The sequence below is a fragment of the Pseudomonas sp. SAS7 genome (assembly GCF_052112345.1).
Classification (GTDB): Bacteria; Pseudomonadota; Gammaproteobacteria; order Pseudomonadales; family Pseudomonadaceae; genus Aquipseudomonas; species Aquipseudomonas putida_Q.
The window spans coordinates 124,901-151,870 of record NZ_JBEGGO010000016.1; the positions used below are offsets into that span (position 1 = coordinate 124,901).

The 26,970-nt window shown below is 54.9% G+C and carries 30 protein-coding genes and 1 pseudogene; 14 read left to right on the plus strand and 17 right to left on the minus strand.

Going from position 1 to position 26,970, the window contains the following annotated elements:
• Window positions 1-30: 30 nt before the first annotated feature.
• Window positions 31-1,389, minus strand: a complete 1,359-nt coding sequence (locus tag ABI582_RS23130; protein ID WP_442120383.1) for a DUF4041 domain-containing protein — start codon at window positions 1,387-1,389, stop codon at window positions 31-33.
• A gap of 188 nt (window positions 1,390-1,577) precedes the next feature.
• Window positions 1,578-1,826, minus strand: coding sequence for a hypothetical protein (locus tag ABI582_RS23135; protein ID WP_442120384.1), 249 nt, complete (start codon window positions 1,824-1,826; stop codon window positions 1,578-1,580).
• 197 nt (window positions 1,827-2,023) lie between these two features.
• On the opposite strand from ABI582_RS23135, the gene ABI582_RS23140 reads away from it, so the two are divergent.
• Window positions 2,024-2,359, plus strand: coding sequence for a helix-turn-helix domain-containing protein (locus tag ABI582_RS23140; protein ID WP_442120385.1), 336 nt, complete (start codon window positions 2,024-2,026; stop codon window positions 2,357-2,359).
• Window positions 2,360-2,442: 83 nt separating this feature from the next.
• Here the strand turns inward: ABI582_RS23140 and ABI582_RS23145 are convergent, their stop codons facing one another.
• The 5 genes and pseudogenes from ABI582_RS23145 to ABI582_RS23165 form a co-directional block, all read right to left on the minus strand.
• Window positions 2,443-2,676, minus strand: coding sequence for a hypothetical protein (locus ABI582_RS23145; RefSeq protein ID WP_442120386.1), 234 nt, complete (start codon window positions 2,674-2,676; stop codon window positions 2,443-2,445).
• 90 nt (window positions 2,677-2,766) lie between these two features.
• Window positions 2,767-3,132 (minus strand): histone-like nucleoid-structuring protein, MvaT/MvaU family, encoded by a 366-nt coding sequence (locus ABI582_RS23150; RefSeq protein WP_442120387.1) that lies wholly within the window; start codon window positions 3,130-3,132, stop codon window positions 2,767-2,769.
• Between the two features lie 507 nt (window positions 3,133-3,639).
• Window positions 3,640-6,204 (minus strand): annotated as a pseudogene (locus ABI582_RS23155) (AAA family ATPase).
• Between the two features lie 258 nt (window positions 6,205-6,462).
• A complete protein-coding gene (locus ABI582_RS23160) occupies window positions 6,463-7,743 on the minus strand; it encodes a Y-family DNA polymerase (protein ID WP_442120388.1) in 1,281 nt (426 codons plus the stop codon).
• Complete coding sequence (locus ABI582_RS23165; RefSeq protein ID WP_029886617.1) at window positions 7,730-8,158, minus strand: LexA family protein; 429 nt, start codon at window positions 8,156-8,158, stop codon at window positions 7,730-7,732. Before ABI582_RS23165 ends, ABI582_RS23160 begins: the two co-directional genes overlap by 14 nt.
• A gap of 903 nt (window positions 8,159-9,061) precedes the next feature.
• Between ABI582_RS23165 and ABI582_RS23170 the strand changes: the two genes are divergently transcribed.
• Window positions 9,062-9,298, plus strand: a complete 237-nt coding sequence (locus ABI582_RS23170; protein WP_442120389.1) for a hypothetical protein — start codon at window positions 9,062-9,064, stop codon at window positions 9,296-9,298.
• An 824-nt stretch (window positions 9,299-10,122) separates the two neighbouring features.
• Here the strand turns inward: ABI582_RS23170 and ABI582_RS23175 are convergent.
• From ABI582_RS23175 to ABI582_RS23190, 4 genes are all read right to left on the minus strand, one after another.
• Complete coding sequence (locus ABI582_RS23175) at window positions 10,123-10,413, minus strand: hypothetical protein (RefSeq protein ID WP_442120390.1); 291 nt, start codon at window positions 10,411-10,413, stop codon at window positions 10,123-10,125.
• A 384-nt stretch (window positions 10,414-10,797) separates the two neighbouring features.
• Window positions 10,798-11,298 carry a YciE/YciF ferroxidase family protein gene (locus tag ABI582_RS23180; RefSeq protein ID WP_442120391.1) on the minus strand — a complete coding sequence of 167 codons (501 nt, stop codon included), beginning with the start codon at window positions 11,296-11,298 and terminating at the stop codon, window positions 10,798-10,800.
• 30 nt (window positions 11,299-11,328) lie between these two features.
• Window positions 11,329-11,559 (minus strand): hypothetical protein, encoded by a 231-nt coding sequence (locus tag ABI582_RS23185; protein WP_442120392.1) that lies wholly within the window; start codon window positions 11,557-11,559, stop codon window positions 11,329-11,331.
• Window positions 11,560-11,573: 14 nt separating this feature from the next.
• Window positions 11,574-12,455, minus strand: a complete 882-nt coding sequence (locus ABI582_RS23190) for a manganese catalase family protein (protein ID WP_442120393.1) — start codon at window positions 12,453-12,455, stop codon at window positions 11,574-11,576.
• 278 nt (window positions 12,456-12,733) lie between these two features.
• On the opposite strand from ABI582_RS23190, the gene ABI582_RS23195 reads away from it, so the two are divergent.
• The 3 genes from ABI582_RS23195 to ABI582_RS23205 are packed head-to-tail and all read left to right on the plus strand — an operon-like array spanning window position 12,734 to window position 15,542.
• Window positions 12,734-13,936: a zinc-dependent alcohol dehydrogenase gene (locus ABI582_RS23195; protein WP_442120394.1), complete on the plus strand. Its 1,203-nt coding sequence runs from the start codon at window positions 12,734-12,736 to the stop codon at window positions 13,934-13,936.
• A gap of 13 nt (window positions 13,937-13,949) precedes the next feature.
• On the plus strand, window positions 13,950-14,183 hold the full coding sequence (locus tag ABI582_RS23200; protein ID WP_442120395.1) for a PLD nuclease N-terminal domain-containing protein: 234 nt from the start codon (window positions 13,950-13,952) through the stop codon (window positions 14,181-14,183).
• A 33-nt stretch (window positions 14,184-14,216) separates the two neighbouring features.
• Window positions 14,217-15,542: an SDR family oxidoreductase gene (locus ABI582_RS23205; RefSeq protein WP_442120396.1), complete on the plus strand. Its 1,326-nt coding sequence runs from the start codon at window positions 14,217-14,219 to the stop codon at window positions 15,540-15,542.
• Between the two features lie 65 nt (window positions 15,543-15,607).
• Here ABI582_RS23205 and ABI582_RS23210 read toward each other — a convergent pair whose 3' ends face one another.
• From ABI582_RS23210 to ABI582_RS23225, 4 genes are all read right to left on the minus strand, one after another.
• On the minus strand, window positions 15,608-15,874 hold the full coding sequence (locus ABI582_RS23210; RefSeq protein ID WP_442120397.1) for a hypothetical protein: 267 nt from the start codon (window positions 15,872-15,874) through the stop codon (window positions 15,608-15,610).
• 83 nt (window positions 15,875-15,957) lie between these two features.
• Window positions 15,958-16,251, minus strand: coding sequence for a DUF6555 family protein (locus tag ABI582_RS23215; protein WP_442120418.1), 294 nt, complete (start codon window positions 16,249-16,251; stop codon window positions 15,958-15,960).
• 139 nt (window positions 16,252-16,390) lie between these two features.
• Window positions 16,391-17,407, minus strand: coding sequence for a M42 family peptidase (locus tag ABI582_RS23220; RefSeq protein WP_442120398.1), 1,017 nt, complete (start codon window positions 17,405-17,407; stop codon window positions 16,391-16,393).
• A gap of 32 nt (window positions 17,408-17,439) precedes the next feature.
• Window positions 17,440-17,964, minus strand: coding sequence for a hypothetical protein (locus ABI582_RS23225; RefSeq protein WP_442120399.1), 525 nt, complete (start codon window positions 17,962-17,964; stop codon window positions 17,440-17,442).
• 196 nt (window positions 17,965-18,160) lie between these two features.
• Between ABI582_RS23225 and ABI582_RS23230 the strand changes: the two genes are divergently transcribed.
• The 4 genes from ABI582_RS23230 to ABI582_RS23245 all read left to right on the plus strand — a co-directional run bounded on the left by ABI582_RS23230 (window position 18,161) and on the right by ABI582_RS23245 (window position 20,861).
• Window positions 18,161-19,018: an SDR family oxidoreductase gene (locus tag ABI582_RS23230; protein WP_442120400.1), complete on the plus strand. Its 858-nt coding sequence runs from the start codon at window positions 18,161-18,163 to the stop codon at window positions 19,016-19,018.
• A gap of 368 nt (window positions 19,019-19,386) precedes the next feature.
• Complete coding sequence (locus tag ABI582_RS23235; protein WP_442120401.1) at window positions 19,387-19,890, plus strand: CinA family protein; 504 nt, start codon at window positions 19,387-19,389, stop codon at window positions 19,888-19,890.
• Window positions 19,891-19,901: 11 nt separating this feature from the next.
• A complete protein-coding gene (locus ABI582_RS23240; protein WP_442120402.1) occupies window positions 19,902-20,408 on the plus strand; it encodes a hypothetical protein in 507 nt (168 codons plus the stop codon).
• A 9-nt stretch (window positions 20,409-20,417) separates the two neighbouring features.
• Window positions 20,418-20,861 (plus strand): DUF421 domain-containing protein, encoded by a 444-nt coding sequence (locus ABI582_RS23245; protein WP_405124426.1) that lies wholly within the window; start codon window positions 20,418-20,420, stop codon window positions 20,859-20,861.
• Window positions 20,862-20,896: 35 nt separating this feature from the next.
• Here the strand turns inward: ABI582_RS23245 and ABI582_RS23250 are convergent, their stop codons facing one another.
• A complete protein-coding gene (locus tag ABI582_RS23250) occupies window positions 20,897-21,037 on the minus strand; it encodes a hypothetical protein (RefSeq protein WP_442120403.1) in 141 nt (46 codons plus the stop codon).
• A 341-nt stretch (window positions 21,038-21,378) separates the two neighbouring features.
• On the opposite strand from ABI582_RS23250, the gene ABI582_RS23255 reads away from it, so the two are divergent.
• Both ABI582_RS23255 and ABI582_RS23260 read left to right on the plus strand, forming a co-directional pair.
• Window positions 21,379-23,133, plus strand: coding sequence for a glycoside hydrolase family 15 protein (locus tag ABI582_RS23255; RefSeq protein WP_442120419.1), 1,755 nt, complete (start codon window positions 21,379-21,381; stop codon window positions 23,131-23,133).
• A 90-nt stretch (window positions 23,134-23,223) separates the two neighbouring features.
• Entirely contained in the window at window positions 23,224-23,688 is a 465-nt protein-coding gene (locus tag ABI582_RS23260) for a hemerythrin domain-containing protein (protein ID WP_442120404.1), read from the plus strand.
• 22 nt (window positions 23,689-23,710) lie between these two features.
• Here ABI582_RS23260 and ABI582_RS23265 read toward each other — a convergent pair whose 3' ends face one another.
• Window positions 23,711-23,893 (minus strand): hypothetical protein, encoded by a 183-nt coding sequence (locus tag ABI582_RS23265; protein ID WP_442120405.1) that lies wholly within the window; start codon window positions 23,891-23,893, stop codon window positions 23,711-23,713.
• Between ABI582_RS23265 and ABI582_RS23270 the strand changes: the two genes are divergently transcribed.
• The 3 genes from ABI582_RS23270 (at window position 23,805) to ABI582_RS23280 (ending at window position 26,962) form a co-directional block, all read left to right on the plus strand.
• Entirely contained in the window at window positions 23,805-24,014 is a 210-nt protein-coding gene (locus tag ABI582_RS23270) for a hypothetical protein (protein ID WP_442120406.1), read from the plus strand. The two genes, ABI582_RS23265 and ABI582_RS23270, sit on opposite strands and share 89 nt — an antisense overlap.
• Before the next feature lie 501 nt (window positions 24,015-24,515).
• The gene (locus ABI582_RS23275; RefSeq protein ID WP_442120407.1) at window positions 24,516-24,818 is read left to right on the plus strand and encodes a hypothetical protein; all 303 of its coding nucleotides are present in this window, start codon (window positions 24,516-24,518) and stop codon (window positions 24,816-24,818) included.
• Between the two features lie 641 nt (window positions 24,819-25,459).
• Window positions 25,460-26,962: an ATPase domain-containing protein gene (locus ABI582_RS23280; RefSeq protein ID WP_442120408.1), complete on the plus strand. Its 1,503-nt coding sequence runs from the start codon at window positions 25,460-25,462 to the stop codon at window positions 26,960-26,962.
• Window positions 26,963-26,970 lie beyond the last annotated feature (8 nt).

The following is a 26,970-nucleotide window of genomic DNA, read 5'->3' on the forward strand; positions in this document are numbered from 1 at the left end:
CGTTACGCTTCACATGCATTTGGTCACGAATTAGCTTTGCGCAGCTATGCGCTCTGATTGCTGGATCGCCGGCTTGGGTAATGCCATGCGTAGGCTTTCCCGATACTGCTCTGCCGGCGCCTCATGAGTGACTTCGACGACAGCATCATAATTCTCTCGAATGACCTTCTCGATCTCAGCGATCTCAGCACGGAAGAATTCTTTCCGCCCGTTGACCTTGTTGAGCCGGCCAGAAGCAAAGCGGTCGTGCAGTTTTGCTTCCAACGCAGGTGCATTGTTCGAGAAAACCATCGCATGCACGTCGAACCAGAAGGGTACTGATGCGTCACCCAACTCATCGACTCGATCCATAGGCTCAAGGCGTCGAGTCATACCGATCTTGTAAATCCCTTCCCCAAATGCACCCAGGTTAGAGATCACGTAGACGTACCCAGCTTTGGCATTCTGCTCGCGATAATCAATGAGCTTTTCTTCGCTCTCGAGCTCAGCTCGACCTGCCTCAACCTCTGCCAGTTTCACCAGCAGCGCTGAGCGCTCTTCATCAGATTGCACCTGCTCAAGGCGAGCCTGAAGGTCGCGCATTGCGGTGGTGAAGTGCTTACGCTCCTTTGCGATTTTCTCCCGGGCCGCGCGAATCTCCTGCTCGAGCTTTTGCTGCTCCCGAAGCTCTTCCCGGGCGCGTTTGGCCTCTTCCCTCTCTTCTTGCTTCTTGATCTGAAATTCATGAGCGAGGTGCAGCTCATCGAGCTTAAGGTCGAGGTAGACCCCTGAAATCTCTACGCTCATGATTTTGCCTAGCCGGTTGCAAGCTTCATAGGATTTGAGGATTCGCTTCTCGCCCAGCTGGACGTTGTCGAATTTCACGTTAGCCACGCAGGCATCAGCTTCGTTGTTGAACGAGCGAATCACCAGCTTGATCATGTCGTTCACAAGCTTGCGACCTTGCGCCTGGCTGTTGTTCACCGTCCAGTTCGTGTTGCCGGTGGCGGCCTGCCCATTCTTGATCAGGACTTTTTGACGATCACGGACGTAATCCAGTCGAGCCTTGTACTCCTGGCTGGAAGTCAGCTTGAACTTGGGCTCATACAGGGCAAAGCTTTCCAAGAGCAACGTTTCTTCCCAGACGAGTATCTGCCCCTGTAGGTCAGTGGAGCGCTGTGCGAGTGCAGCCAACTCCCTCTCTGAGCGTCGGGTCTCATCGAGTACACCTGCCAGCTTCGCTTGCTCTTGCTCAATCAGCTTCTGGACATTCACTACTTCCATAGCGCCGATTTTCGTAACGAGCTCTTGCAGCTGCGAATGCTGTAGCTGGAGCTCGACAAGCTGTGCCTCAAGAGCTTCCGCACGCTGTCGGTGAGCTGGGCCTTTCAGATAGTCGCTAAATGACATGGGTTCCTTCCTCGTTTTGAGTCGAATGCATAGACCGGAGAAGCACGAAGTAGGTATGGAACGCCCTACGACGATTTGCCGTGCAAAGCCCACACGGCACTAGCTCAATGCACCTCTTCCCTGCTGCGAATGAGCCTAACCGGAGTGGAATCATAAAGCCATCATGACGACAGCTAGGGTGAAGAGGTTTACGAGTGAACAGTGGTGCTCATATCAGCCTGTTGCCTTGCCTCACTCAACTCCACCTCCGCTTGCCGTAGCTCATTCTTGATGCCCGTCCACATCAGAACCAAGGTGGCAATTTTTTCGCGAGAGGCGGTCAACTCCTCTCCCATCACGACCAGCTCATTCTCAAGTAGAAGGCACTGCTGCTCGAGCAGCTCCTCTCGCGAGAAAAACGCGAAGCAGTCGTCCTGGGTCTCGTGTGAATTCTTCATAGCGCTCACCACCGCATGGAGTACAAATGTTCTCCATCTTAGCTTAACGAGATACACTGTATGCATCAACAGTGCGTCAACATAGGGGAACGCTCGTCACTCCTCCTCCCTGTCCTGAACAGAGGAACATTCAGACTGAGGCAGGCCGTGACCTAACGTGGAGGAACTGAGGACGAGCACAAATGGAGGAGTTGCACATGTCACTGAAGTCATCATTCGCCATCGTACTTCGGACGCTTCGCACCAGGCGAAAAATCTCGCAGCGCGATTTCGGAGATACCAGCCGGACTTTCCTTTCCAAATTGGAAGGCGCCCGATCAAGCCTAACGCTGGACAAACTCGAGCAGGTGAGCCACCGGCTTGAACTGAGCTCATTGACTTTGCTGACTCTTACCCTGAGCCAGGAGTCTGGTAGATCTGCAGCGGAACTCATCGACGACCTCCGCTCAGAAATTGAGAGATTGGAACGCGATGGAGATATGCCGGGCTTGGAACAGGCTGCCCGTGAATCGCGCATACCGCTGGCTTCCTAGGCCCCGCTAACACAGATATGCTCTGCAGCATCGTGAATCACAGGCAGCATCCTTGCGAGTGGCCCGCAGGGTGTCGCATGAGCTCAATCAAGCCCGGGCTTCGCTGGTGAAGAGAGGAACGGCCAAGGTTCGTCACTGCTCCAGGTTTCTTCAAGGATCGTTCTGAACACGGCGCTGAGCCCTGGGTACCTCCCCGCACCTTGCAGTTCTTGCACGAGCGCCTTCAAGGCTGCTGCCTCTTCTGGTGTCAGTACCAAATCGCAGTAGTGAACTCCCTTCGTGGCTTCACGCAACTGCGCTTTGTAGTCGTCCTGCATTCTGAGTCACCTATTAGCGTCGTCGGCTTGCCAAGCTGAAAAGCAAAAACCGCCGGAGGGCGGTTTTTTCACGTGTTCAGAGCAATCTTCTCAGGCCAGCCAGGACTCTACTTCATCAGCGCCGTATTGGGCTTTCCACTCTTTGAGCAGCTTGTGGTTGCCGCCCTTGGTTTCGATGACCTCACCGTTGTGTGGGTTCTTGTACTGCTTAACCTGCCGTGCACGACGCGGAGCTTTCTCTGCGACCACAGAACCAGCAGGACGGCGGCTAGCCTGCGGATCTAGCAGGTTGATGATGTCACGCAGGCTGAAGCCATATTTATTCAGCAAATCACGAAGCTTTTCCTCAAACTCAATCTCTTTCTTGAGCTCGGAGCTACCCTTCATAGCCTCAAGCTCAGCAAGCTGAGCTGCCAAGGTTTGCTCTAATTTACGAAATTCTGCTAAGCGAGACATGGATGATCCTCAGGTGTTCGAAAAGTTTCTATAGCCTACCCCAACGGGGGAAGCGAGCCTAATAAATTCGATAGCGCGTGGCCAAATTAGTTCGGTTGTCACTGCAACATGCATTCACTACACAAGGGCATTGTAAGCCGTAATGCTAGCTAAGCCCCTATGACATCACGCTTTCACAATGGCTAAGGGCTGTACGCCTAAACGAGAGGCTTATGCAATCCCCGAGGTAAACTAAGAGGATATTGATGAGACTTTGACAATCATCACCTCAGTAACGAACTGAATCTCGACCAATGTGTTCTACGACAACGCCTTCGGAAGTGTTGTGGCCACCGCCGATTTCAGCCCGACGGAGTTCCTTGATCAGCCGTGAGTCACCACGCACAACATCACAGCTCTCGAGCATAATTGGCGTGAGACGTCGAAGATGGCTGGGCAGACGCTGTTCCATTTGCGTCGGCGGTCTGAACAACCAGCGCACCGATTCGTACGCTGGGTTATCTGAGGTCAGAAAGGTATCGAATCTAAATCTTGATCATCGCCATGTGCTCCGGGAGGCTCAGGTGTGCAAGGTGTGACAGCTACCCTAACGGTGTTCGGGTTACCAGATGCGTCAGTGGTAAGAAGCCCCGGCTGAGTCGCTTGGTCTTGAACTGGAGATGGCAGATCTGCTTTTAAAGGTACCGCATTATAAAGGAGGTCAATCTTGATAGGATCCGCAGCTTTTGGAGTTTGGGCTGCAGCCACATCTGTTTTTTCTACCGCATCCTCAGCTGGAGGCCCAGAGTCAAAATCCCCATCCGCGTCAATTCCGCCGCCGATCTGGACATCGTCAGCCGTGAGATCCTTATAGTCCTCTCCCATCATCATCTCGTAATGCGCCAGGTGATCGGCAGCTTTGAAAATCTTGAAGAAGATTTTCATGTAGCTGGTTGCCATTTTATCGCCTATGGCCACGAACAGATCATCTGGAGAGTAGTGCGATCCGTCGTTAACCCAGCTGATCAAAGACTGACACTGCACCTTCTCGTGACCGTCGAAATTTTCCAAGAGTTTATCGGTGTCGATACCACCTAAAATCTTGAAGTAATTCTCCAAAATTCTGCGCATGGTATTTTGTAGCGTCAATGTAGGCAGTGGATTTTTGCGCAACTCTCCCCACAAAAGCTGGTATGACGTTTTGACAGGATTATGCGCGTGACCCTCGACTTTCGTATTATGATCCGGCTTACGGACAACCCAGAATGTCTCGTCGCCCCACGCCTTGGTGCCACGACGAAGCGGACTAAAGGTGATTTCCTTGTGAAAATGAACGTTATGGGTCAGTACGAAAATCTGCCGAATAACATTGTTAGCCTGACGCACCTCAGTGAAAATCTGTTTGATTAAGCTGCTGACAATAAAGAGAACATCACTATCAAGGCTGGAAACAGGATCATCGATAACTACAATCCGCTCAGTGGTGACCCCAGAAGTCGTAGTACTCCCTTTTAGCAGGTGGTAGAAATACAAGAAGGTGACGAAAGTCTTTTCACCCTCACTCAATGTCTTTCGCGCATCTGTTCCATCTGACCTGAGGAGCTTATAAGAATTTTCCCCAGGCGCAACCGCCAGCGAGAATCCTCGGAACCCAAAATCTCTGAGCAACTCATTAATGGCTTTTACGGTCGGCTGCACACTAGTGAGCGAAGCTTCGATCGTAGCGATATCAGCATTTGCTTGCAAAATATCACCTTTGGCCTTCTCCAGCGTTCTGGTCAAGCCTTCGATAGCTTTATCAAGACGACCAGCATCAGTCGCTTAGTCTGAAAGCGTCTGTTTCAACTCAGTTTCAAGCAGATACTTCCATACTTCCGACGTCAGCTTGGATTGTTCAGTGCTGAAACCGGCGACAAGGCGGTTATGCTCATTTATTTTTTTGTTTGCATCTGCAATAAGATTAGTGAGCTTTTCGCTCAGGTCACTGAGCGACTCCAACTCAACTGCCAAACTTGGCGAAGATATCTTGTTGACAATTCGCTCAACATTAACTTTTATCAGCGCCTCAAGCGCTTTAATCTCTGAATCCAATACCTCCTTATCTAAATGCTGGTAATCATGCTCCAGTAAATTTTGTGCACGCACTACGAGATCATTTGCCCTCAAAAAATAAAGCTCACTAAATTCTTTCAGCGCCTTTACATCCGTCTCAAACGTCTCATCGAAATACTGACTTAGATGTGCTTCGAAGTCATGTGATACAGCTTGCTGACAGAAAGGACAATGGTCATCACTGTGTTCCAGAAACCTTATACCTTGACGAACCCAGTCACTATTGCCTAGGCGCTCAATTAGAGCGGCCACATCAACATCACCCTTACCAATTATCTTCTTTGCAAGAATCTGGTCAGACTGAAGGGTGATGAGGGATGACAGGTCTACACTGGGCACGGCCATAAGGGCACTTGGCGCTTCCCCATAGAGCACCAGCGCCTTCTCACTGAGTTCATCCATCTTGAGCAATAGTGATTTATTGTTCAAGCTCTCCTGGAGCACTCTGGCCTTAAAACTATCTCGGCTATTACGAACCCCTTTAAATGCCCCCTGAAAGACTTCATCATACTTGATCTTTTGATCCCAGCAGCGGGAAACTAGTCTCGCATCCAGCTCTCGACGTTCTGCGTATTTTCCGCTTGTTCCATCTTCGCCATTGAGCTGGAGTAATGTTCTATCTCGCTGCTGCTCAAAGCGCTTACAGTCAGTCTTGAGCTCTTCCAGTCGGTCTTTCTGGTTCTGCTCCGTCTTGCCAAGAGTAAAAACACCCTTGAGATTCCTGGAGTCGCTGTAATTGTCAGCAATGAAGTCGCTGTTATAGACCAAGGCAGGGACAGAAATATTGTTCTTCCAGCGCACCGTGCAGTCCGCTGATATCCCAGGATCAGCAATCAGGCGACTGATGGTTGTTTTACCCGCGCCGTTTGCTCCGTAGATTACGTTCACCGCTTTGAGTTCGGTTAGGTTTTCCGCGACGTCAGGACTATAAGTTGCAATCTTTTTGAGGCTGATAGACTCGATCATCTCTCGCGCGTCCATGAGAAGCAGCGGTGCAAATGCCGCAGCTTGGCTGGTGGGAAAGGGTTGGCAGACCCGTAACCGATCGCGTGCACCATCCCGACTTCTGTGGCCAGGGAGGATTATATGATGGCGATAGGCCTTCGTCAGCGTAGGCGGTTTTCAATAATATGCACGGTGCCGACGCAATCATTTGACTGTTCGGCTACGAGAGTGGGATATGAGGGAGATTGCCGACCAACTGGAAGCCGAGTGAGCCCGTTGTGAGCGGGGCGGAATTCACTTGCAGTAAACAGTCCATAGCTCATCAACCCGCGTAGTGAAGCTCTGACTCATCATCTCCCGACGCATACCCCAGCTCGGATCCACAGGCACGCTCGCCAGGCGCATCGTCCCCCTGCCCCATCTGCCGTTCACCGCATCCAGCACGCCCATCAGTTTCTCAGTCGCCACCAGCTGAGCAGCCGCAAATAGATCCCCCGTGATCTCGTTCGGCTGGCAGAGGTCGAGCAGCAATACCTCTGCCTTGCTGTAGCGGAAACCCTCACGGAATACCCGCTCCACTCCCTCCTGCGCGGCCTTTGTCAGCAAACGCGTGTCGTCCGTTGGGTATGGCAATTCGACCAGGACGCCGTTGGCGTACTTCGCTTCGTCCGGGTTGAACATACCTGTGCGGATGCTCACCCGTAGACGTTTGCAGAGCGACTGCTGGGAGCGGAGCTTTTCAGCGGCACGGGACGTGTAGGTGGCCACGGCCGCTTTAATCGGGGCAAGCTCGGTCAGTCGGGTGCCGAACATGCGGCTGCAGCAGATCTCTTTTTTGGGCGGGTCAGGCTCATCCAGCTCAAGGCAGGTGGTACCACCAAGCTCACGAACAGTTTTCTCCAGGACAACGCTGAACTGCTTTCTGAGCGACCAGGCATCTGCGTGGGCAAGCTCCCAGGCGGTGCGAATATCGATAGCCGCCAGGTGGGCGGACATGCGACGGCCAATGCCCCAGACGTCTCCGACCTCGCATTTCTTGAGTACCCAGGCGCGCTTCGTTTGGTCTCGTAGATCCACTACGCCACCGGTATGGCTCTGCCACTTTTTAGCGGCATGGTTAGCGAGCTTGGCCAGCGTCTTTGTCGTAGCTATGCCGACGCCGACCGGGATACCTGTGCGGCGGTAGACCTCTGCCCGGATCTGTCGCCCAAGCCGCTCCAAGTCACCAGACATACCGGTGAGCTCAGCGAAGGCCTCGTCGATGCTGTACACCTCGGCTGCCGGCACCATGGACTCGATCACAGTCATGACGCGTTCGGACATGTCCCCGTACAACTCGTAGTTGGACGAGCAGGCCACGATGCCATGCTTCCGGAGCTTGTCTTTGATCTGGAAGTAGGGTTCGCCCATTTTGATGAACGGCTTGGCATCCGCCGACCTGGCTATAACGCAGCCATCGTTGTTGCTCAGGACGACGACGGGCTTGGTGCGCAGATCGAGGCGGAATACCCGCTCACAGCTCGCGTAGAAGCTGTTGCAGTCGATGAGGGCGAAGACCCGCTCAGGCTTTGTCATGGCTTCGCACGCTGTAGGTCACGACACCCCATACCTGGAGTTCTTCGCCCTCGAGAAGGTATCGAGACGGGTAGCGCGGGTTTTCGGATTTGAGCACCACTTGGCTGCCGTCCCGGGCAAGTCGTTTGCACAGCGGCTCGCAGTTCACAGCCGCGATCACAATGTGCCCAGGCTCAGCCTCGATGGAGCGGTCGACTATCACAAGGTCGCCGGGGTAGATGCCGGCACCGATCATGCTGTCCCCTTCCACGCGCACCAAGTAGATATGCGGGGCCCGGACGTCGAGCAGCTCATCAAGCGAGATACGCTTCTCAAGGTGGTCGGCTGCTGGCGAGGGAAAGCCTGCTGGCACATGAAAGGAAAAGAGTGGGAGCTTTGCTCCGCTGGGTTCAAGTGGGCCGAGGATGGTAACCATGACGAAAACGCCTATACTGTATATTCGTACAGTTAAGCGTTTTGGCATCACTAGGTCAATCCACCGCAGGGCGGATTAGATGGCCGGCGCCTCGAGCGGGCCCCTGCGGGGCACGGCTGTCGTGAACCGCACCCTGGCGTCGCCAGGTTTCGGCCCTCCGGGCTTCCATCCTCACGCCTCTGGCCCATCCTGGCCTGCGCGCTCCGCTTGCTGCCCTTCCCACAAAATCTACCCGGATAGACCCCGTCGCATTTCCCAATGCTAGGCCAGTCGCATATTCCCAATGAGCCATGAGCTATGAAATATCAGCGACGACATGCTCGGGACTTTTCTTTCACCCAATTTTCACAGCCCCTAGCCGACACTCTTCCTATCCCTACGTGTGATAGAAGCTCCCATTAGCCCGCCTAGCAGCGGGTTTTCTTTTGCCAATTTTTTGAGTCGTCCACCCGTCTCCTGGGCCGCTCATTCGATAGATCAAGGCTGTCCACTCTGGACATCAGCCAGAGCCTATCTCATGCGACCTTTCCTAAAATCCGTATCCATTCCATTGGCCTGCAGCGTTCTGTGGGCTTGCTCTGCTCCCGAGACCAGGTCGCCAGTGGACACATCCGGCAGGCCTGAATCAGCCAATCCATAACTGGCTCCCGACGGGCTGAGTGCAGTTTGGTAAACCGGGAATAATTATCGAAAATTCGCTGAGCGATCCGCTTCTAAACGTAGCGCTAACGATTTTCATTAGGCTAAGAATGGATGTGCGAGTCAATTACCAATGACTGCTAATTAGAGTAAATACTCGCATCACCCAGTTAGCGTTGAGTCAATGAACAATCAAACATAAATTTCCTTGCGCCTAACCATGAAGCTAGCTATTACTTACCACTCCAAGGGGGGGATGGCAAAATGCAATCAAGATTCGTTATCGTTCCAGCAGTCCCTATAGAAAACGAGTCATTCCAGATTGGAACCAGGTTCTACGCCGCTACTAGCTCGGGAGGTTTCGACATCTACGACAATCAAGAAAAAATTAGAATAAAACGAAATTTTCCAGATAAATCGCTAGCCATGGCAGCGTGCGAGAAGATGATCTCAGAATCGCGAAACCCCTCCGAACAATTTCCAATACTGCGAACGGAATGAATTTCAAAAGGAGATTGCCTGCATGTTACCATCCACAGACAAGACCTACATTTGCTATGGCGCCATTTCAATCGCAGCTGCCTTGGTATTTATTTGCATGGCTTATGAATTTTCGGAAGTGCAGCTAATATGGACAATCATACGTCACTACTAGAATGCCTTCTTATTTTGACAGGATCATTGATAGGTGTTGGCCTAGCCGCTGTCCTGCTCCATTGGATGATCTAGCATGAGCCGCTTTTTGCTCATCACTGTCAACTATTCAGCTTCAGCACCGGATGCTCCATATGCCGACCAAGCCTCTTGCCGCTGAGTAAGCAAAGCGATACACCGACGATGAACGTGTAGAAATTATTAGAAAGTTTTGGAGTTTCGGCCTACCCCTTCGTGACTTTTGCAGAATCAAAGACCACCCGCCTTTTCTGGATATGAAGAGAATTTTATGCATCTCAGAAACCACCATTTCCGGTAGCTCGAGATTGCGTGACTTAGCAAGCATTAATGAACATAATCAAGAGGAGCTTAACTTAATCGGGAGCACCATCGAAAAACTGCACGCCCGTTTGAGGACGATCAAAGTAGAGGTTGAATCACTTATTAATAGCTTGCGCCATTCGCGACCTGACAAGTAGTAACAATATTTATTTCACTAGACAAGTCAATTACTTGGTCTGACCGACCTGGCTGCGCCATTCTAATCGACATCCAGAAAATCACTCAGCAGCAAATGGCTGACCTAACGCTGGTGAATGGGTTTGGCTTTTGAGAGGAGAAGGTTGTGGCCGCTGACACTGGAGCCAACGGCCACTGGATACTGGCTGTAGCTAGGCCACTTGTTTCACGTTAGGGCGCTGATCTGTCGCCAGACGCCTTGCTCGACCAACCCCCCAGGCTAATGCCCGGGTCATCGACTCGCCGGGGCGGGATTCGAAAGCTTCCTCATGCAGCGCCATTCCGCATCCTGCATAAACGCCGATGAACATTTGTGTCTGACCTGTGCGCGAGAGCCTGACCTGGACATCGATAGTCGTGCCGTCATCGAGCTCCTCGTCGTGGGTGCGATGATGAAGCACTGGATCCGCCCAATCCCAAAAAACATCACTACGAATACGCATGCCGTCCTCCTACGACTTTAGTCTTATACGGAAACCTAACCATAGCAAAACACGACAGCGCTTCAATGACTGTAGCGGGGACAAATATGGGTATCGGACAACTGGCCTGATTTCCGATACAACTTATTTTTCTTGTACAACTTTCCTTCTCCGTCTGAGAAGGTGTTGGATATCACGGTGCCTGTTTTCGCCCAGCTGTCCTTTTAATTGACCATCTGAACTCGGTGGCGGAATCTCACTTTTCTGGCTATACCAGAGCCCAGCGTATGACTCAGCGCGGCCCCAAGCCCTGGACAGGCTCGTGGAACGCATGTCTTCAGGCCGAGCATCAGACACGCGCACAGCGCCTGTAGGGTAGCCCGGCGAACGCCGGGCTCCACAGACTCACTTCTCCAGTGTCGCTGCTTGATTGCCGCCTTCTTCGGCAATCGCGGATAGCTTCTCGTCAGCGGCTTTTTCTTCTGCAAGCGTGTCCGCCAACAGCGAGGCCGCCTCTTTCATACCCAGGTGCTTGGCCATCGCAATTAGGGTGCCGTAGCTGGCGATCTCGTAATGCTCAACCTTCTGGCACGCCCCGATAAGCGCCGCATCGAGCACTGCCCCCTTCTCGATTTCATCCAGCAGCTCTTTGCTTTCCTCAACCAGACCCTCCATGGCTACGCACTTCATCCGCTTGAGTTTCAATCCAGCAGAATCCACTAGCTGGTCAATCCGCTCTATCTGCCCCTGTGTTTCCGCCAGGTGGGAGGTGAACGCATCAGCCAACAGCGGATTGGTAGCTGCCCGAGCCAGGCGCGGCAATGCTTTAGTGATCTGCTTCTCAGCGCTGTACACGTCCGATAGCTCATGGATGAACAGGTCTTCAACTGTTTTGCGAGCAACCATCGTCATTCTCCTTGGGTGTGAAAATCGATTTCACTGCAGGGTGTGGCTAACCAGACTCTCGTGTAAGGACTCAACAGGAAGCTTTGAGGGCAGATCGTTGGGCAGCAGGGAGCCAACGCCGAACATGCCTATGGCCATCTTTACTCGCATCGCTCGGCAAGCCAGGCGCGAGTCGGCCTCAAACTCTGCCACCGCCGCGCTCATCAAATGCTCGAAGCCGATGCCGGCCTGAGCCTTAACTCTCTTTCTCGACGTGCTCATAGGGCCACCTTCAGTCAGTCATCTTTACCGTTGACCAAGCCCGAGCCGAGATCCGCGCCGGTGACCGGATTACTGTCTGGATCGGACATCGTTCGCAGTTTCATAGCTTCCAGAACCGCCAGATCAGGCGCGGCCAGTTCCACCGAAGCAGTGCCATCTCCGCCATCAACGGCAGCCGAGGGGTTCTCGACGTATTCCCATTCCTCGCCTTCATTCCAAGGGCCGCGCACATTCGGTTCACCCGACATGTTGAAATATTTGTTGGTGAACTCCGGCATGCCAGGGAGCTTGCCCTGAGGGAAGTTAGGCTGGATGGCGTGCAGTGCTTTTTCGAAAGAAAGCTGGTGTGCGATTTCTCGCGTCATCAAGAAACCCAGCGCCTCTTTCACGCCTGGGTCGTCCGTCACGTTCATCAGGCGCTCGTACACGATCTTCGCCCGCGCTTCGGCAGCGATGTTGGAGCGAAAATCAGCTGTCGGTTCACCGATGGTGTCCACATAGGCCGCACTCCAGGGCACCCCTGCCGAGTTGGTAAGCGGAGCGCCGGCGCCGTAGAGGATGCTGGTAATGTGGGAATCGTTACCGGCGCCATTGATTGCTCGGTACAGCTCTCCCTCCTCTTCGACCCCCTCAGCAAGTCGACCCTTGGCGCCCTTGTTAAGCATCACGATGATCGAGCCTACAATCTCCAGGTGGCTCAGCTCTTCAGTGGCGATGTCCATCAGCAGGTCTTTGCGGCCTGGGTCATCCTCGGCCAGGGCCTGGGTGAAGTATCGACTGGCAGCGGCCAGCTCACCCTGAGCGCCGCCGAACTGCTCCAAAAGCAAGTTGGCAAGGCCAGGATTTGGCTGAGCAACGCGCACGGTATATTGCAAGCGCTTATTGTGAATAAACATGGTCTTTTCTCCTCGCGGCTGATCAAGCGCTCAAATAAATGCGCGCCCTCTTTGGGTGGGAGCAAGCTGCACCCTTTACGTGCTAACGCACCACAGGTTTTCAGGACGAAAGGAAAAGAAGAAAAAGTTCAAGTTAAGTTTTATAAATTAATTCAAATAACTTCACCCAAATGATTAGCGCGCCTCAGTTAACCACTGAATCAGTTTCTCTGAACTTTGATATCGGCCTTGGCTTCCCCTGCATACCCTCTGACCTTTATCTAGCTGGAGTACGCACCATGCGAGCACTTACTTACCACGGCGCTAACGATGTCAGGGTCGATACCGTCCCAGATCCCATCATCATGGAGCCGGACGACATCATCCTGAGGGTGACCGCCACCGCAATCTGCGGATCCGATCTCCACCTCTATCGAGGTAAGATTCCACAGACAGAGCACGGCGATATCTTCGGCCACGAGTTCATGGGCATTGTGGAGGACGTCGGCAGAGACGTTAAGAACCTTCAGATTGGCGACCGCGTTGTGATCCCATTTGTGATTGCCTGCGGTAGTTGCTTCTTCTGCGAGCACGATCTGTTTGCTGCCTGCGAGACCACCAATACCGGTCGCGGATCGATCATCAACAAAAAAGGCATTCCACCAGGTGCAGCGTTGTTCGGCTACAGCCATCTGTATGGCGGCATCCCTGGAGGCCAAGCCGACTATGTCAGAGTACCCAAAGGTAACGTCGGGCCGTTCAAAGTGCCCACCACCCTAGCCGACGACAAAGTGCTGTTTCTCTCCGACATCCTTCCCACCGCTTGGCAAGCCGTCATCAATGCCGAGATCGGCCAAGGTTCATCGGTAGCGATCTACGGCGCGGGGCCAGTGGGTCTACTGAGCGCCGCCTGCGCACGGATGCTGGGCGCTCACACCGTCTTCATGGTGGATGACAACGACTACCGGCTGGTCTACGCCCAGGAAGCCTATGGCGTCATCCCCATCAACTTCGAAAACGATGACGATCCTGCCGACAGCATCATTCGTCAGACACCCGGCATGCGCGGCGTAGACGCGGTCATTGATGCGGTGGGTTTTGAAGCCAAAGGCAGCACCACGGAAACCGTGATGACGGCGCTGAAGATCGAAGGCAGCAGTGGTAAGGCGCTGCGCCAGAGCATTGCTGCAGTTCGTCGTGGCGGGGTTGTCAGCGTGCCCGGTGTCTATGCGGGATTCATTCACGGCTTCATGTTCGGTGACGCCTTCGATAAAGGCCTGACTTTCAAGATGGGTCAGACCCATGTTCAAAAGTACCTTCCCGAACTGCTCGAACATATAGAAGCCGGACGCCTCCAGCCCGAGCTGATCGTCACCCACCGCCTTGCCTTAGAGGAGGCAGCCATGGGCTACAAGATGTTCGATCAGAAAGAGGACAACTGTCGCAAGGTGATCCTTGTTCCAGGGGCGGCATCAGGGACGCTGGGCCCTGACTACGTATAGAGGGGTAAAGGTCATGAACGATCTCGCCAACTATTTCTGGATTGCCGTCGCGGCGATTCTACTACTCATCGACCTGTGGGCCATCGTCAGCGTGTTCCGGAGCGACAAAACGGATGCCGTCAAAGCGGCCTGGGCCCTCCTGATCGTGGCACTACCCCTCGTTGGTCTGGGCATATGGGGGGTTGCTGGCCCGCGAGGCATCAAACGGGGGACTGGGCCGACTTCCGACGAGCACAGCAAGGGCTGACATTTCTGGGCTGCACCTACAGGGGTTTCCAAAATGGTCGATCAAGCGACAGGTATGAAATCAGGTGAACGCTACCGTGTGGAAAACGTGGAGCGAGCGCATCAGTTTTCAGGGTTCTTCCAAGACGGAAAGTATTATCTAGGCCCTGAGCTTCTCACCGCCGTGGGATGGCTCGAAGGAACACGCTTCATTTATGACAGCCTGGATGCTGAAGGTGAACCCATGTATCCAAACAAAGAGGCAGGTACGGTCGAAGGCCTGACCTTGACCCTGGTCGATGGCACCGCCCTTGAGCTCTCTTTGGTCGAGGCCGACGAAATCATCGCCCCGCTCGATCACCGTAGCAATGGCACAGAGCAAGATGCGCAACGCAATGGATATCCCGTGAGCGGGCCGCTGCGGGGCAAAGTCGTGGTCATCACAGGGGCATCCAGTGGCATAGGCCGCGCCGCCGCGCACGCCTTTGCCTGTAAAGGTGCACGCTTGGTGCTCGCGGCCCGCGATGAAGAAGCGTTATTCGACGTCCTGGATGAATGCACCGATTGTGGTACGGATGCCATAGCGATCACGACCGACGTCACCCGCAGTGACCAGGTTCAAGCGCTGGCCGCTCAGGCTGCAGACTTTGGACATGGACGGATAGATATCTGGGTCAACAACGCCGGGGTTGGGGCAGTCGGAAACTTCGAGGATACCCCACTGGAAGCTCACGAACAGGTCATCCAGACCGATCTGATCGGATACCTGCGAGGCGCCCACGTCGCACTTCCCTTCTTCAAAGCGCAAGGTAGCGGCATTCTGATTAACACCCTGTCGCTGGGCAGCTGGGTAGCCCAGCCCTACGCAGCGGCTTATTCGGCGAGCAAGTTCGGCTTGCGTGGATTGACCGAGGCGCTGCGAGGAGAGCTGACTCAGTTTCCAGACATTCATGTGTGCGACATCTATCCAGCAGTCATGGATACACCCGGCTTCCGAGACGGTGGCAACTACACTGGACATACGTTGACACCGCCAGGCCCCATCTACGACCCCGAACGGGTAGCCAAGGCAATGGTGGCCTGTGCTATCTCCCCTCGCGCTCATACAACGGTCGGCACTGCTGCTCGCCTCGCACACTTGGCCAGCTACCTAGTACCAAGATTGTCTTTGTTGTCTGGGTGGGTGACGCGGTGGGGAATAAATCGCAGCCCCTTAGCCGAAACATCACCAGGCAACCTGTTTGAGCCTCCAAGTGACAGAAGAAGTATCGACGGAGGGTGGAGGAAACCAAAGGATAAAACGCCGCTGTTAATCGGCGCAGCTGCGCTTGGAATTATCGCAGGTTTAACAATCGCCAGTTCACGACGCAGGAAAAAATAGAAAGGCAGCAGTTGCAGCTGGGTATGGACGGAGCGTCTCGTCAGACCACGTCCATGCCTACTACACTACGTAGATCCAGTTCTTGAGGGATAGTCGTCCCCTGCGACAGCTCTGAGGTAAGCAGCATCAGCTTCCAGGCGAAGATCGCGCCACTCCCGCCAAGAGATCACCCCTTTGCGATCCATTTCATCGGCCTGGCGAAGCAACTCCTCGTGATAGTCGTCAGGCGATTCCATTCGTAAAGTTCTGCTTTCCAGCACCCGGTACCATGCCGCCAGACAGTTGAGCCTCAGCAATTGGGCTGCGGAAAGGTTTTTCTCGAATGTTCGCATCGGAAAACCTCGCACTCTGATGGCTGGCCAGCAATCATCTGAACACGCCATGGATTGGCCGTCATCTTTGCTATCTTCCCTCTTCAGGCACCTTCGGTAGCCCCTGAGAAACTGCCGACATCGATAGGCTGTGGAACGAACTCGGGGCCCTCGCCAGCCAGCCGCCACTTCACCTTAGCGACGCCGTAACGCTCAGCCATCGGGCGGCTGACTAGCTTAATCTTCTGCTGGCTGAATCTCGGAATGATGCCAATGCCGGCATCACAACTGGCCCAGTGCCAGGCAACGGCGTTATCCATTTTCTCCAAACGAATAATGAATGTCCGAGGCTCACCGTGAAGCGCGTACTCAATGACATACAGTTGCTGTCCCACCACCTGAATTCCCTCCCAGTTCATGCGCTATTGAGCAAACCAGCCACGAAAAAATTCCATCGGGATGGTAAGTGGTAGGGGATTTCTAGAATGCTGGTAGCCGTTCCTCTTCCTGAGCGCCCGCAAGGAATTCGACCAAGGTCTAAGCGCAGGCGGTAATTCCTTCCAAATGCACCATCTCGAAGCCATGTGTATTCTCCGTCGGAATCGCAATGCAGCCAGCCCTTGCATCAATCCCGGCGCTCATAGCAGCGCTTGCATCCGACGCAAAATCAACGAGCAATGCCGTCTGAGGCTCATAACCTACCTTTCGCCCAGCAGCTACTAGGCCCTGCACCACGGCTCGGCTGTAGTACCCCTTCTGGTCACCGGTATTGATGATCGGGTTGACCGAAAGCTCCGTCCCATACTCCTCAAGTACAGGGCCGACCTCGACGGCGATTGTGGTGTCGCCGGGCAACCGGGAAGCTGCGTACATAGCGCCGGCATTCGACTCTTCCTCCAGCGTCGTAAGCACGAACCAGACGTCCTGCTTCAGTTTTTCTCGCCGTTCATTCAGCAGCTTTGCGCAGAGAATGACAGCGCTCAGCGGAGCTCGGTCGTCGAGGAAGTGAGCGGCAATACAGTCATGTACCTTGAAGGGCTTACGCCAGTGCTGACTGAGCACGACTCGAGTACCAGGCCGAACACCAAGCTCCTGGAGTTCCGACTTGCTCTTGCGCGTGACGATGTAGACATCTTTCCACTGAACATTACCTGCCAGCACGTCTCTTCCATTCGAAGTCCGACCGCTGTTGTGCATTGAACCGTAAGACAAAACACCCGGCAGGATGTGTTCATCGCCCAGAATATCGACAGGGCAGACGCCGAAACTGATCGGTTGTGAACCACCTAGAGCAAGCACCTCCAGGGTGCCGTTCTCCAGCACATTTTTGACGATCATCGCGATCTCATCGAGATGGGCCATAACGCGTATGGCTTCCTCTGGGCTACAAGCGCGGCCCCCGCGAATCACCCCCACCACATTGCCGGCAGGGTCAATATGGGCCTCCTCACAGAAACGGCTGAGCTCTCGCAGGCAAATGTCTCGCACCTCATCTTCTTGTCCGCCCGGCCCACGGGCGTTGAGGAGCTCGGTCAGTAATGTCTCAGTCTTCAAAACGTTACCTCCATGTTTGCACGCAAACGAGTTCAGGCCAGCTGGATGTACACCGAATAGCTACCCAATAAGACCCAGAACACCAGAAAGATCCACGGCGTGCGTAGCGAGAACAGCAATGACTTTCGATGCCCTGCACGCGAGGTTTCCACCTCACAGAACAGCGGCGATTCGTCGTAAGCAAGGCCCATCAACGGCTCGCTGCGCAGCAGGTGGCTCTGCTTGAGCTGCCAGTGATCGATGATGTTGTACGCCGCCCGGATGCCAGGCCAGGCGTTGAGCGAGCTCAGTACCCCAAGCAAGGCGAGGAACGCGGGTACGATTAAGGTGAACATCTCGCCCCATCCTTGATTGAGGTTCCCCATGGAGGAGACAAAAGCGATGACCAGGAATGACTGAGCCGCCAGGTAGGCATCCGTGCGGTTGGCCAGGATGCTTGTTTCGTACTGGATCTCACGCCGGTAAAAATCCAGACGCTCCTTGGGGGAGCCAAACATCCTGGCATTGTGCTCGCTGATTTCGTGCTCAGGGGTCGTTGGGGTAATGATTCGAGGCACTCGCTACTCCGGAAATTGGGCTCCGAGCTACGAGATGAGCTTGGAGCTGAATTCGGTAGAACAGGCGATGGGGCATGGAATTCAATTGGATTGATATCCCGCACCGCTCGTCGTACCAAGGGCAGATTGAAACCAACACGCCGGGGCCAGGCCTTTCGAACCGGTGTGAACGTTCTCAACTGCAGGAGCTTCTACCATGCGAGACTTCCCTACCCCACCCTTCCCTTCGCAGCCTCAAAATGTCCCTGGCTCACAGCGCAAGATGGAGCCCTACCCGGATTGTGGTGAGCAGTCGTATACCGGCCACAATCGACTCGAAGGCAAGATTGCACTCATCACCGGGGCAGACAGCGGCATCGGGCGGGCAGTAGCGATTGCCTATGCCCGTGAAGGAGCCGACGTCGCCATCGCTTATCTGAATGAGCATGAAGACGCCCAAGAAACCGCGCGCTGGGTTGAGTCCGCAGGCCGCGAATGGCTGTTGTTGCCCGGAGACCTGGCGCAGAAACAGCACTGCTACGATATCGTTGAAAAGACCGTTAGCCAGTTCGGGCGTATCGACATCCTGGTCAACAACGCGGCGTTCCAGATGTCCCACGAGACCTTGGAAGAGATCGACGATGATGAATGGGTGAAAACCTTCGATACCAACATCACCGCCATCTTCCGGATTTGCCAGGCGGCGCTGCCTTCCATGCCCAAGGGCAGTTCAATCATCAATACGAGCTCGGTCAATTCCGACGATCCATCCCCCAGCCTGCTGGCTTATGCCACGACCAAGGGGGCCATCGCCAACTTCACTGCTGGCTTGGCTCAGTTGCTAGGCAAAAAAGGCATTAGGGTCAACAGCGTTGCGCCAGGGCCTATCTGGACGCCTCTGATTCCTTCCACTATGCCAAAGGAAGCGGTCACACACTTTGGTTCCAAAACACCACTGGGTCGTCCCGGACAACCGGTGGAGGTCGCTCCGATTTACGTGCTGCTGGGCTCCGACGAGGCCAGTTACATCAGTGGGTCACGTTACGCCGTGACTGGCGGCAAACCGATCCTTTAGCGAACAGAGGCTCGCCGTGCTGGCGAGCCTCACCCTCTTTTGCGTGGCACTTTCATCGCTTGTGCTGATCGTGATCACGGGCCGTTTTTTGCGCTGTCGAGTCATGGGATGTACCGGTGGATCCATCCGGACGATGGGCATCGTTGTCTCGCTCCTCTTCCCCATGCGGCCGAGTCTGCACACCTGCCTTTTGCCCATCGCTCTCTTTCTTCATCTTGCTCTCCTACCCTTGACTTTGAATAAAAAGAAGCCAATGTACGAGGCAAAGTTCAGGTCAGGTTCACTTCTCCAGATAGCCGGGCATTAGAGGCGATGAACCAAATACCCCAGCATCGCGTCCACCGCAAAACAAGCGAGTCGACTCTGAAATGGAAAACGACCCTGTACTGGCCGCCCTCGGCTATCTCAAAAACAACAAACTGATTTTGAGCACAGCAGAATCGTGCACTGCGGGCTGCCTTGTGGCTTTGTTGGCGGCGGTACCGGGTACCGGAGAGGTGCTGGAAAGCGGCTATGTCGTCTACTCGCCCAGCGCCAAGAAGCGCTTGCTGGGCGTCAGCGCCAAAACCATCGAACGATATGGCCTGACCAGCGAAGCAGTAGCCTGGGAAATGGCCTTGGGCGCCTTGAGAGACAGCGATGCGAACGTGGTGATCGCCACCACCGGGGTAGCCGGGCCGGCCCCCGAATCCGGGATACCACCGGGAACGATGTGCTTTGCGTGGGCTTTCGCCGGCGAGCCAATTGCTGTTTTCACGCGCACTCAGCGTTTCTTCGGTGAGAGGTCTGAAGTTATGCGACAAGGCGCCCTGTTCGGGTTGACCCGGCTTTCCCACTATCACCAGCGCTGGTTACGCGGCGAGCGCGCCTGAGGGCTGTGATCATGTCGGAAGATGAACTGGTATCCAGGCGCTACCCTGTTCAAGAAGATATATCGATGCAGCAGCGCGTATGGCGCTTCGAGCGCGTGGGGTGGTACGTGCTCGTGGCCATCGTACTGCTTGCCCTGGCAGGGCTGTTCGGTAATGGCCCGTTGAGCGATGCCGAGGTGGTGAGCCAGGATGGCCGAGTAAGGGTTGAGTACCAGCGCCTCAGCCGATGCGGCACGACAGACAGCCTTTTCATCACCGTTCAAGGTATCCCTGGTCAGCCGGTGGAGGTGCAACTCGAGGGATCATTGCTCCGTGATGCCAGTATCGAGACGTTGCAACCGGAGCCGCAACGGTCGATGTCGAATGGCCAAGCCATGCTGTTCCAATTGGGTACTAAGCAAGATGGGGTCGCCACCTTGTACTTGACCCTTCGAAGTGAGCACGTAGGCACTCTGGAGGGCAGAGTCAGGGCTGGCCCTGAAAGCGCCGTTCACTTCTCCACATTCCTTTACCCCTAGGAGTGCGTCATGGATTCGATCCTCCGCGCAGCCGGAATGTATGTCGCCCTCATGCTGCTGTTTCGCGTGGCCGGGCGGCGCTCGCTGGCCGATTTGACAACCTTCGACTTCGTGTTGTTGCTGATCATCGGGGAAGCCACTCAGCAGGCGCTTCTGGGTGACGATTTTTCATTTACCAATGCCATGCTGGTGATCGCCACGCTGATCGTTCTGGACGTCGGCCTTTCACTCGCGAAGCTGAACTCCAAGCCCTTGGCCCGGTTTCTGGACGGGCACGCTACCCTGGTTGTTGAGAATGGGCGGTTTCTTCACCACCGGATGCGCCGGGCGCGCCTCACGGAGGACGATATCCTCGAGTCAGCACGAGACAGCCAAGGCATCGAAAAAATTGAGCAGGTGAAATTCGCCATCGTCGAACGCAATGGAAAGATTTCGATCATACCTGCTGAGTAAGACACAAGGCTGCCAGTGGTAGATCCCACGTCCGTTTAGAGTGCCAATATCGCCTGGCTATGGTCGATGGTAGGGATGGGCATCAGTTCGCGCCGAGATACCAGCCAGGCCCGCATCCGCTCGGTATCAAAAATCTGACCCTCGCCCATCATCACCAGGATGAGCGCCTGGGACATTCGGTAACAGCCACATTGAGAACAGCGTCGCTCTTCCCAGCCACCGGTGCATTCAACGGACTCAGCTTGCCCAGCGCAAATCAGACAACTCATGTAAGCCCCCTTTTGTTCTTGTTCCCTGCAGGGTAAATACGAGGCAACGAAGCTCCCTTGTGTCTCGCTTTACATGAGATATCCATACCAATTCTAAATTCCCTCTATTTACGCAGTGCTCACATAAGACGAACCAGACGCCAGATAGCCCTGTCGGAATCAGAACACGTGATCTCGAAGGCATACTGATGGAAAGAGAACCGGTAGAAGCTCAACAGGGTGCACCTCAGCGAGATGAGGGTGGATGGTTGCCCCTGGAGCAGTATGGTGCACTCGGCGATGGACGTTCCGTGGCACTGATTGGCCTGGACGGTTCCATCGACTGGTGGTGTGTGCCGCACATGGATTCACCCCCCCTATTCGACAAGCTGCTGGCCCCTGAAACAGGAGGCTTCTTTTCCATTACCCCTAGCGAGCCCTTCGTTGCTGAGCGCCGCTACTTAGCAGACAGCAACGTCCTCGAGACAATTTTCATCACCAGTCAGGGTCGTGCCCGGCTGACGGAATCCTTGAACAGCGGGCCAGCCGGACGCCTGCCTTGGGCCGAACTCGCCAGGCGCATCGAATGTGTCGAGGGCACGGTCGATTTCGAGTTAGCCATCGACTTCGGAACCCAAGCCGACACGGTAAGCCCCTACGTGGCGCCGAATGACAATGCCTGCGTTTTTCATGCGGGGCGAATACTCGGCATGTTCCTGCATGACCATCATGTGCACATCGAACGCAAAGACGACATGGGCGTCCGTGCTGTCCTAAGCCTTGCAGCTGGACAACGCTCAGTGGTCGCAATCATCGCAGGACGAGATGAGCCCCTGGTCGTACCCCCATTGGCCTTGATCGATGAACGCATCGAAGGCTCGCATCGGGAGTGGTGCCAGTGGTCGAAGGGGCTGGTCTACGACGGCCCGTACAAGACCCAAGTAGTCCGAAATGCGCTGGCCCTCAAGCTTCTGCTGTCCTCTCCAAGCGGCTCGATCATGGCGGCAGCGACCTCATCCCTTCCCGAACGGATTGGCGGCAGTAAGAACTACGACTACCGCTTCGCCTGGATACGCGATGCCGGCTACACCATCGAGGCGTTTCTGGGCATCGGCGCTCAGCCAGAGGCAAAGGCTGCATTTACCTGGCTACTGCGCCGGTTGGATGAACATGGGCCACGGGTGTTTTATACCCTGGACGGTGCAATCGGTGATTGGGTGCGCCCGGTCGATCTGCCTGGCTACAAAAACTCCCCTCCAGTCGTCGGCAATGATGCCCGCGACCAACTCCAGCACGGGGTGTTCGGCGATATCTTTGAAACAGCGCGCTGCTTCATCGACAGCGGTAACATTCTTGATTCCACGAGCGCCATGCTCCTCTCAGGCCTTGCCGACCAATGCGCCGACTGTTGGCGTCAGCAGGATGCCGGTATCTGGGAGTTGCCGGAAAAGCAGCACTACACGATGTCCAAGATCAGTTGCTGGCAAGCATTGAGCCGAGCCATCGAACTGGCAGATGGTGGCCATCTTCCCACCACCTGCCGGGAACGCTGGGATCGCGAGCGGCAGCGCATCCAGGCATGGATCGAAGGGCACTGCTGGAGCGAGGAGCGCCAAGCCTACCTGTTCTATCCAGATAGCGACCGACTTGACGCTTCACTGGCACTGGCCGTCAGATTCGGCTACCCGAGCAAGGAGCGTCTACGCAGCACGCTGGACGCCATTGATCAGGATCTGGGGGGCGGCGCTTTTCACTATCGCTACACCGGTGCACAGGAAGAGGAAGGATGCTTCTTGGCCTGCACATTCTGGTTAATCGAAGCCTGGGCCATTCTCGGTCACCAGGAACGCGCCAAAGCCGCCTATCTAGGCGCTTTAAAAGGGCTATCACACGGGGTAGGCATCTACTCGGAGATGATCGACCCGCAAGCTGGACAGTATCTGGGCAACCTTCCGCAGGGCCTGACTCACTTGGCAGCCCTCAAAGCCGCAATGGCCATCGGGGGCTTCCATCCTGAACGATGACGCCAGACATCATCTGCGTTGAACCGCGCCGCTTGGCGGCTACTCAACCAGAGGCAAGTTTTTACATCCAATCCGTGATGAGGTAACGCCATGAACGCTATCGACTTACTGATACAAGACCACAAGCAGGTGAAGAAGCTGCTCGAGGAACTGTCGGCCACAACAGAACGAGCAGTGAAAAGACGGGCCGAGCTCCTGCAAAAAATCGAGCAAGAATTACAGATTCACACAGCGCTTGAGGAGGAAATCCTGTATCCGGCCATCAAGGAAGCCGGTGGCAAGGAGGAAGCGAAGATGTACTACGAGGCCAAGGAAGAGCATAGAACTGTCGACTCCCTTGTCATCCCTGACCTCTTCCACACCGAAACCGGCACTGTTGAATTTGCCGGTCGAGCCAAGGTCATGAAAGAGCTGCTGGAGCATCACATCGAGGAAGAAGAAGGCGAGCTCTTCCCCACTGCCAAGAAACTACTGAGTAAAGAGATTCTGGAGGAGCTTGGGCAGACCATGGAGACCCAGAAAAAAATGCTCAAGGGTGAGCAGCGGGCTGCATGACGAGACCATTGCCTGTCAGCACTCACGAAGCTGGTAGGCATCCATCTTCAGTCATCAAAAATGTAGCTGGGTAGGGTTTCATGGAGTATTGGATCGGGTTACTTGAATGGCCTGCCATGGTGATGACCGTATTGGCAGCCTGGTGCATCGGCTCCCGCCGTCCAGACAGAAGAAAGATTGGTTTCTGCTGCTTCATCGCGAGCAATTTCTTGTGGGCCGCATGGGGCTGGCAAGCAGAAGCTTGGGCTTTGATCATTCTGCAAGTCTGTCTGTGTGGCATGAATTTGCGGGGGTGGCGTAAGAACACTCAACACGAGATCTGCTGATAGCGGGGTTGATCTGGTATGCCAGGCTGGGCTGAATGGTCTACGTGCATGGCGTTCTTCCGACTAGCAGAGGGCTTTTCCGTCACCCAGCATGTAAGGTCGCGAGCCCTCACCCATGACCTACAAGACAACCCCCGACAACACCTACCTGACGATAACGACTCGCACATTCGTACTCCGCTTCCGCCCAGGTCGGGTAGTTGAAGGCCAGTCGTGTTTTGCCGTGGGTATCGTAGAGGTCATAGCCAGCACCGATGGCAGCCGGGACACCTATACGGCGAGGGAAATGCTCTCTCTCATGGGGCATGGCGGGGATTACAACAAAGCGTGCGTTCATGACCATCCCTCTTCGTAGCAGTTCTTTAGTATTAGTCCCACCCTGCGAAAGCATCAAGGCAACTCGTACTGGACTGGGCTTGAAATGTCCCGAGATGATTGAAAGCTCCCGTACAGACGAAACGGACTAGGCTGACCTAACGGAGATCTAATTAGGAGGCATGGATGCGACATCGCGGTGCAGTATTTTGGGCTTGGGCAGATCCGACCTTGAAGCACCAATCTCACGAAGAGGAACTCGCCGGCGGAGCACGGCTTGACATCCAGGTCAGGCTTTCCCGTACCGGCGACACGCAGCTTTTCATAGGGATCTATGAACGGTCAGGCCTGGCCAGGATCGAGGAGGCATACGCCAAACGGCCCGGCGAGACGACTAAGCGGGCAATGGCTTGGGCAGCGAGCAGAGGACGCGAACTTGCTGAGATCGAAGTAGATCCATCAGCGAGGCCAGCGATTCTCTGCAGTTGAAGAGGGTAGACACCTATGGCAAATCAAATTGCCGAATTGGACGCGCACCTTGAACTACTTGTCCATATCGCCGACGAGGTTGAACAGCAAGTAGGCCCCTGCCCCACAACTCGACCCATGATGATCGCGTGGCTGACGGAGTGGATTCGAAGTCCTGAGGCCTTGGGCGAAATCCGGCGTGAGTTGCCTCGCCTGCCCCAGATTTTGAAATCGGCCTACAGCGAGTGGGCTCACCTAGGTGGCGGCCAGTAGGATGCCACCACCATCCCCCTATCCGATGCCGGCTACTTCACTAGAGCTGTGCAGAGGCAACTGATGTCAGACTCGCCGCTGGCAGGCCCACTTCTTCCGATCCTGACTGCGCTCGTATTTAAAATTGGGTTCGGCTTACTTTCTCCGATAGCTTTAACGAGAGACCCGATAGCCAAGCGCCTTCCAAGGTGGAGAACCTTAAAGCTCCGTGCTGGTGAACCTTTGATGGCACCACGGGATCAATGAATCATCATTGACGGCGCAGTATCACTCGACTCTGCAGCGCAAAGCCCGCTGGCAGTGAAGGCGCATCTGCTAGATTCAGCTGATACGCTGGCAGTCTTGCCTCCCAATGCTCCAATCATGGCTACCCACCAGGAATGAGATGAATGCCCCATCACACGTCCGCAGCACTGTCCGTTGGCAACCCGGGTTTAGATCTAATCCTGAAAGACGGACTGCCTGCGCACAGACTCTATTTGTTAGAGGGAACGCCGGGAGCGGGCAAGACCACGCTGGGCCTTCAGTTCCTGTTGAATGGTGTGACCAACCAAGAGTCGGTTCTATACGTCACCCTCTCTGAGACTGCGGATGAGCTGGAGAGTGTTGCCGAGTCGCATGGGTGGAGTCTGGACGGCATTGAGGTGTTTGAGCTGTCCCAAACGGACGAGATATTTGGAGAGGCCGCTGAACAGACCATCCTGCATCCGTGGGAGGCTGAGCTCGGAAACACTATCAAGCTCATCCAGCAGCGCGTAGAGCAGTCGAAGCCCACCCGAGTTGTGTTTGATAGCCTTTCCGAAATGAGGCTGCTTGCACAAGACCCTCTTCGATACCGCCGCCAGGTACTGGCGCTGAAACAGTATTTTGCAGGACGGAATATCACCGTCCTGTTGGTAGACGATCTGACCACGTCCTATGGTGAACATGACAATCATCTGCATAGCATCTGCCATGGCGTGATCACGCTAGAACGCCTGACGCTTGATTTCGGCGCTGCCCGTAGGCGGTTGCAGGTTCAGAAGCTCAGGGGGGTTGACTTTATCGCTGGCTATCACGACTTCGTGATCGTAAAGGGAGGCTTGCACGTCTTTCCTCGGATGATGGCGGCGGGTCAACACTCAGACTTCCAGCTTGAGCCGGTGGCCAGTGGCGTGGAGGAGCTTGACCGGCTGCTCTCTGGAGGCCCCCTTAGAGGCACAAGCACGATGATCACCGGCCCGGCTGGGTCGGGCAAAACCACAGTGGCGTTTGCTTATGTCGCTGCGGCATGTGAGCGCGGTGAATACTGCACTGTCTACGAGTTTGATGAGCGAGTCGGCACACTGTTAAGAAGGGCCGAGGCCATGGGCTTCCCTCTTCAAAAATACATCGCCAGCGGACTATTGAATGTGGAGCAAATTAACCCCGCCGAGATTTCGCCAGGCGAGTTTTCATGGCGAGTTCGCACTGAGGTAGAGGCCCACAATGTCCGCATGATCGTCATCGATAGCCTGAACGGCTACTTGGCCGCGATGCCACAGGAGCAGCAACTGATCCTGCAGATGCACGAGATGCTTTCTTATCTCGCCCAGCATGGCGTGGCAACCTTCCTGATCAACGCGCAGAGCGGACTGATCGGCACGATGACGACCAGCCTCAACATCTCCTACATTGCCGACACTGTGATCCTGATACGTTTTTTCGAAGCTCAAGGTCGTCTGCGCAAATCGATCTCTGTCCTGAAAAACCGTGGTGGTGCCCACGAAGATGCGATTCGCGAACTGAGCATCGACGGCCAGGGCGTCCGTGTTGGTGAGCCACTTACCAAGTTCAAAGGTGTCCTGACCGGTACTCCCGAGTATTTCGGAAGCCAAGAACCTTTGCTGGAAGGTCGCCCCATTGAACGCTAGCCGTCGAT